The 5,765-nt window shown below is 73.0% G+C and carries 5 protein-coding genes; all 5 read right to left on the bottom strand.

All coding sequences use genetic code 11. The features are described 5' to 3' along the window. Positions 1 to 24: 24 nt before the first annotated feature. Positions 25 to 963 (bottom strand): bifunctional riboflavin kinase/FAD synthetase, encoded by a 939-nt coding sequence (locus tag L7D48_RS24815; protein ID WP_237882685.1) that lies wholly within the window; start codon positions 961 to 963, stop codon positions 25 to 27. Positions 964 to 1,236: 273 nt separating this feature from the next. Next, entirely contained in the window at positions 1,237 to 2,142 is a 906-nt protein-coding gene (gene truB / locus L7D48_RS24810; RefSeq protein ID WP_237882683.1) for a tRNA pseudouridine(55) synthase TruB, read from the bottom strand. A gap of 3 nt (positions 2,143 to 2,145) precedes the next feature. After that, entirely contained in the window at positions 2,146 to 2,643 is a 498-nt protein-coding gene (gene rbfA, locus L7D48_RS24805) for a 30S ribosome-binding factor RbfA (protein WP_237882681.1), read from the bottom strand. A 65-nt stretch (positions 2,644 to 2,708) separates the two neighbouring features. Continuing rightward, positions 2,709 to 3,002, bottom strand: coding sequence for a DUF503 domain-containing protein (locus L7D48_RS24800; RefSeq protein WP_237882679.1), 294 nt, complete (start codon positions 3,000 to 3,002; stop codon positions 2,709 to 2,711). 179 nt (positions 3,003 to 3,181) lie between these two features. Further along, on the bottom strand, positions 3,182 to 5,765 hold a 2,584-nt coding region (infB, locus tag L7D48_RS24795; protein WP_237882677.1), incomplete at its 5' end, for a translation initiation factor IF-2.

Genomic DNA, 5,765 nt, shown 5'->3' with positions numbered 1-5,765 from the left:
CCGCGGGAGGGCGGGCCGGGTCGCTCAGCCCAGCAGTTCCTTCGCCACCCGCACGTCCTCGGCCATCCGCTCCAGCAGCCCCTCCAGTGTGTCGAACCTCTCCTGGCCGCGGATGTAGGCCAGGAAGTCCACCGCGACGTGGAGGCCGTAGAGATCGAGGTCCACGCGGTCGATGGCGTAGGCCTCCACCGTCCGCTCGGTGCCCTCGAACTGCGGGTTGGTGCCGACGGAGATCGCGGCGGGCATCGACTCGCCCTCCACCACCAGCCATCCGGCGTAGACGCCGTCGGCGGGGATGGCGGTGTGCGGCAGCGTCTCGACGTTGGCCGTCGGGTAGCCCATCTCGCGTCCGCGCTGCGCGCCGCGGACGACGACGCCCTCCACCCGGTGCGGCCGGCCCAGCACCTCGGCGGCTCCCCGCACGTCTCCCTCGGCGACCAGCCGGCGGGTGAGGGTGGAGGAGAACGGCTCGCCGCCGCCCGCCTCCCCGCGCTCGAACAGGTCGACGACCATCACGTCGTAGTCGTACGTCCGGCCCAGCTCGGCCAGGGTCTCCACGGTGCCGGCCGCCCGGTGGCCGAAACGGAAGTTGGGGCCCTCGACGACGGTGCGGGCGTGGAGCCTGTCGACCAGTACCTTCACCACGAACTCGGCCGGCGACAGCTTCGAGAACTCCTCGGTGAAGGGCAGGACCAGGACCGCGTCCACCCCCAGGCCGGCCATCAGCTCGGCGCGCCGGTGGTGCGGGGCGAGCAGCGGCGGGTGGCTGCCGGGCCGCACGACCTCGCTGGGATGCGGGTCGAAGGTGACGACGACAGCCGGTACGCCCAGCTCGCGGGCGCGGTCGACCGCCCTGCCGATGATCAACTGGTGCCCGCGGTGCACCCCGTCGTAGGAGCCGATGGTGACGACGCTGCGCCCCCAGTCCTCGGGGATGTCCTCCAAGCCACGCCAGCGCTGCACAGTGCCCGCTCCTCGCCGAATGCCAGTGGATGGTGCCGGGTCCAAGGGTGCCATGACCCCCCGTCGTGTTCGCACGGGGACCCGCGCCGGAAGGATCCCACCGGAAAGCGCCCCGGTGCGCGCCGTGATTCACTCCGCGCGCCCGCCCGGTGGGGTGATTCCGGGCCTCCGGGTGGACAGAGAACCGGATGCACACAGGAGGGGGATCGTGGGTGCGGGCGCCGGACCCGGCGCCCGCACCCACGGTGCGTACCACCGTCCCGCCGGGCCGGGTCAGGCGAAGACGGCCAGGCTCCTGGCCCTGCCCCCCTGCTCCTCGACCAGCGCGAGGAAGCGGTCCCCCGGTCCGAAGACCGCGACCGGCCCGGGACGGCCGGACGGCGGCATGGCGATCCGCACGCCGTTCGCCAGCAGCCTCGCCTGCCGCTCGTCCACGTCCCAGCGCGGGAAGGCGGCCGCGGCCGCCTCGCCGACGGGCATGACGGTCAGCGACTCCTGGTGCTGCTCCAGGGTGCGCGCCGCGTCCAGGCCGTACGGGCCGACCCGGGTGCGGCGCAGCGCCGTGAGGTGGCCGCCGACCCCCAGCCCGGCGCCCAGGTCGCGGGCGAGCGCCCGGATGTAGGTGCCGGAGGAGCAGACGACGGAGACCAGCAGGTCCAGCACGGGAGTGCCGTCCTCGGCGCTCTCGGCGCGGACGTCGTGCACGGTGAAGGAGGAGACGGTGACCGGCCGGGCGGCCAGCTCCACCTCCTCGCCCTCGCGCACCCGGGCGTAGGACCGCTTGCCGTCGACCTTGATCGCGCTGACCTTCGAGGGGACCTGGAGGATGTCGCCGGTCAGCTTGGCGACGCCGTCGTCGATCGCCTCGCGGGCGATGCCGTCCGCCGGCGTGGAGGAGGTGATCTCGCCCTCCGCGTCGTCGGTGACGGTGTTCTGGCCGAGGCGGACGGTGCCGACGTACTCCTTCTCCGTCAGCGCCAGGTGCCCCAGCAGCCGGGTCGCCTTCTCGATGCCCAGGACGAGGACGCCGGTGGCCATCGGGTCCAGCGTGCCGGCGTGCCCGACCCGGCGGGTGCGGGCGATGCCGCGCATCTTGGCGACCACGTCGTGGGAGGTAAAGCCGGCGGGCTTGTCGACGACGACCAGCCCGCCGGGCTCCTGGGTTCCTTTGCGTGCCACGGGTCAGGCGTCCTCGCCGTCCGCCCGGCCCTTGTCGTCCCCCGTGTCCCCGCTCTCCCCGGCGTCCTCGGCGTCCTCCTCGCGCACGGGCTTGCGGTACGGGTCGGGCTCGCCCGCGTACGTGGCGCCGGAGGACGCCTGGCGTACCTGGGCGTCCGAGGCCCTGGCCCTGGCCAGCAGGTCGTCGATGGTCCGGGCGTTCTCCGGGAGAGCGTCCGGGACGAACGTCAGCGACGGTGTGAAGCGCACGCCGGTCTGCCGCCCGACCTCCGAGCGCAGTACGCCCTTGGCGCTCTCCAGCGCCGCGGCGGAGGCCGCCCGCTCCTCGTCGTCGCCGTAGACCGTGTAGAAGACGGTCGCCTCCCGCAGGTCGCCGGTGACCCTGGTGTCGGTGATCGTCACATAGCCGAGCCGCGGGTCCTTGATCCGCCGCTGGAGGGTCTCCGCGACCACGACCCGGATGCGGTCGGCCAGTTTGCGTGCCCGCGCGGTGTCGGTCATGTGTCTGCTTCCTTCTGTTTCGAATCGTTCGGTTCGGTCCGGCCGGGACTGCTCACCGGACGCGTTCAGTCCTCGTCCCCGTGGAACCGCCGCCGCACCGACAGCAGCTCCACCTCCGGCCGGGCGGCCACCAGCCGCTCGCACCGGTCGAGCACGTCCGAGACGTGCCCGGCGTCCCCGGAGACCGTCGCGAGGCCGATCAGGGCCCTGCGGTGGATGTTCTGGTCCCCGACCTCCGCGACGCTCACCGGGTACTTGCGCTGCAGTTCCGCGATGATCGGGCGGACGACCGACCTCTTCTCCTTCAGCGACCGTACGTCGCCGAGCAGCAGGTCGAAGGAGAGTGTGCCTACGTACATGGGATGCGGGTCCAGCCGACCCGTGGGGCCTCGTGGGGCGAAGCCCTGCCGACTCCCGGCAGGACACGGGAAACCGTACACGCAACGGTTCCCGGTGATCGACGCATATAACGGCCGGGAGCCCCCCGCCGGGGCGGGAGGCTCCGTGGCCGTTCACCGGTGGCACCCACCGGCGGGGGTCAGGCGCGGGGCTTCTCCCGCATCTCGTACGTCGCGATGACGTCGTCGACCTTGATGTCGTTGAAGTTCCCGAGGTTGATACCGCCCTCGAAGCCTTCGCGGATCTCGGTGACGTCGTCCTTGAAGCGGCGCAGACCCTCGATGTTGAGGTTCTCCGCCACGACCTTGCCGTCGCGGATGAGACGGGCCTTGGTGTTCCGCCTGACCTCGCCGGAGCGGATGATGACACCCGCGATGTTGCCGAGCTTGGAGGAGCGGAAGACCTCGCGGATCTCCGCCGTGCCCAGCTCGACCTCCTCGTACTCCGGCTTGAGCATGCCCTTGAGGGCCGCCTCGATCTCCTCGATCACCTGGTAGATGACCGAGTAGTAGCGGACGTCCACGCCCTCGCGCTCGGCCATCTGCGTGGCACGCCCCTCGGCGCGCACGTTGAAGCCGATGACGATGGCGTCGGAGCCGGTCGCCAGGTCGATGTCGGTCTCGGTGACCGCGCCCACACCGCGGTGCAGGACGCGCAGGTCGACCTCCTCGCCGACGTCGAGCTGGAGCAGCGAGGACTCCAGGGCCTCGACCGAACCGGACGCGTCGCCCTTGATGATGAGGTTGAGCTGCTGCACCTCGCCGGCCTTGAGCACCTTGTCCAGGTCCTCCAGGGAGACCCTGCGGGTGCGCTTGGCGAAGGCGGCGTTGCGCTCGCGGGCGGCGCGCTTCTCGGCGATCTGCCGGGCCGTGCGGTCCTCGTCGACCACCAGGAAGTTGTCGCCCGCGCCGGGGACGCTGGTCAGACCCAGCACCAGGACCGGGGTCGCCGGACCGGCCTCCTCGACGTTGTTGCCCTTGTCGTCGAGCATCGCCCGGACGCGGCCGTAGGCGTCGCCGACCACGACCGTGTCGCCGACCCGCAGGGTGCCGCGCTGGACCAGCACGGTCGCCACCGCGCCGCGGCCGCGGTCGAGGTGGGCCTCGATCGCGATGCCCTGCGCGTCCTGCTCCGGGTTGGCCCGCAGGTCGAGCGAGGCGTCCGCGGTCAGGACCACGGCCTCCAGCAGCCCGTCGATGTTCAGGCCCTGCTTGGCGGAGATGTCGACGAACATGGTGTCGCCGCCGTACTCCTCGGCCACGAGACCGTACTCGGTGAGCTGGCCGCGCACCTTGGTCGGGTCCGCGCCCTCGACGTCGATCTTGTTGACCGCCACCACGATCGGCACGTCGGCCGCCTTGGCGTGGTTGAGCGCCTCGACCGTCTGGGGCATCACACCGTCGTTGGCCGCCACCACCAGGATCGCGATGTCGGTCGACTTCGCACCGCGGGCACGCATGGCGGTGAACGCCTCGTGGCCCGGGGTGTCGATGAAGGTGATCCTGCGCTCTTCGTCGTTGACCTCGGTCGCGACCTGGTACGCACCGATGTGCTGGGTGATGCCGCCGGCCTCGCCCTCGATGACGTTGGTCTTGCGGATCGCGTCCAGCAGGCGCGTCTTACCGTGGTCGACGTGACCCATGACGGTCACCACCGGCGGACGCGAGACGAGTGCCTCCTCGCCGCCCTCGTCCTCGCCGAACTCGATGTCGAAGGACTCGAGAAGCTCGCGGTCCTCCTCCTCCGGGCTGACGATCTGGACGACGTAGTTCATCTCCTCGCCGAGGAGCTGAAGCGTCTCGTCGGAGACCGACTGGGTCGCGGTGACCATCTCGCCCAGGTTGAACATCACCTGGACCAGCGACGCCGGGTTGGCGTTGATCTTCTCCGCGAAGTCGGTGAGCGACGCACCGCGCGACAGCCGGACGGTCTCGCCCTTGCCGCGCGGCAGCATCACGCCGCCGATGGACGGGGCCTGCATGGCCTCGTACTCCTGGCGCCTCTGCCGCTTCGACTTGCGGCCGCGGCGCGCCGGACCGCCGGGACGGCCGAAGGCGCCCTGCGTGCCGCCGCGGCCACCGGGACCGCCGGGACGGCCGCCGAAACCGGGACGGCCGCCGAAGCCGCCGCCACCACCGGGACGACCGGCGAAACCGCCGCCGCCACCGGGACGACCGCCGCCGCCACCACCGGGACGACCGGCGAAACCGGGACGGCCGCCGCCGCCACCACCGGGACGGCCCGCGCCGCCGGGACCGCGGCCGCCGGGACCCGGACGCGGACCCGCGGCCGGACGCTGCGGCATCATGCCCGGGTTCGGGCGGTTGCCGCCCGGACGCGGACCCGCTGCGCCGCCCTGTCCGCCCTGCGGACGCGGCATGTTGCCGGGGCTGGGACGGCCGCCGCCGGGAGCCTGCGGACGGGGACCGCCCTGGCCGGCTCCGGGACGCGGACCGCCCGGGGCACCGGGGCCGCCCGGACGCGGGGCGCCGCCCGGACGGGGCGCCTGCGGGCGCGCCATGCCGGTGGAGCCGCCGGAGGTGAAGGGATTGTTGCCCGGACGCGGGCCGGCCGGACGGGCGCCCGGCTTGGGACCACCCGGCTTCGGCGCACCCGGACCGCGGCGGTCCTGGCCCGCCGGGGCGGGACGGCCACCGGGCTTGGGGGCACCCGGACGCGGCGCGCCCTGGCCGGACGGCGGCGCGGTGAACTCGGGCTTGGCC

Origin of the sequence: Streptomyces sp. ICN903, from assembly GCF_022015835.1 — a bacterium.
In the GTDB taxonomy this organism is placed as follows: Bacteria; Actinomycetota; Actinomycetes; order Streptomycetales; family Streptomycetaceae; genus Streptomyces; species Streptomyces fenghuangensis.
Note: the sequence above shows the minus strand (reverse complement) of the source record. Positions and strands in the feature narration are given on the sequence as shown.

Excerpts from the sequence above, each read along its gene's own strand:
- rbfA (WP_237882681.1), bottom strand. The coding sequence starts at position 2,643 with ATGACCGACACCGCGCGGGCACGCAAACTGGCCGACCGCATCCGGGTC.
- L7D48_RS24800 (WP_237882679.1), bottom strand. The coding sequence starts at position 3,002 with ATGTACGTAGGCACACTCTCCTTCGACCTGCTGCTCGGCGACGTACGG.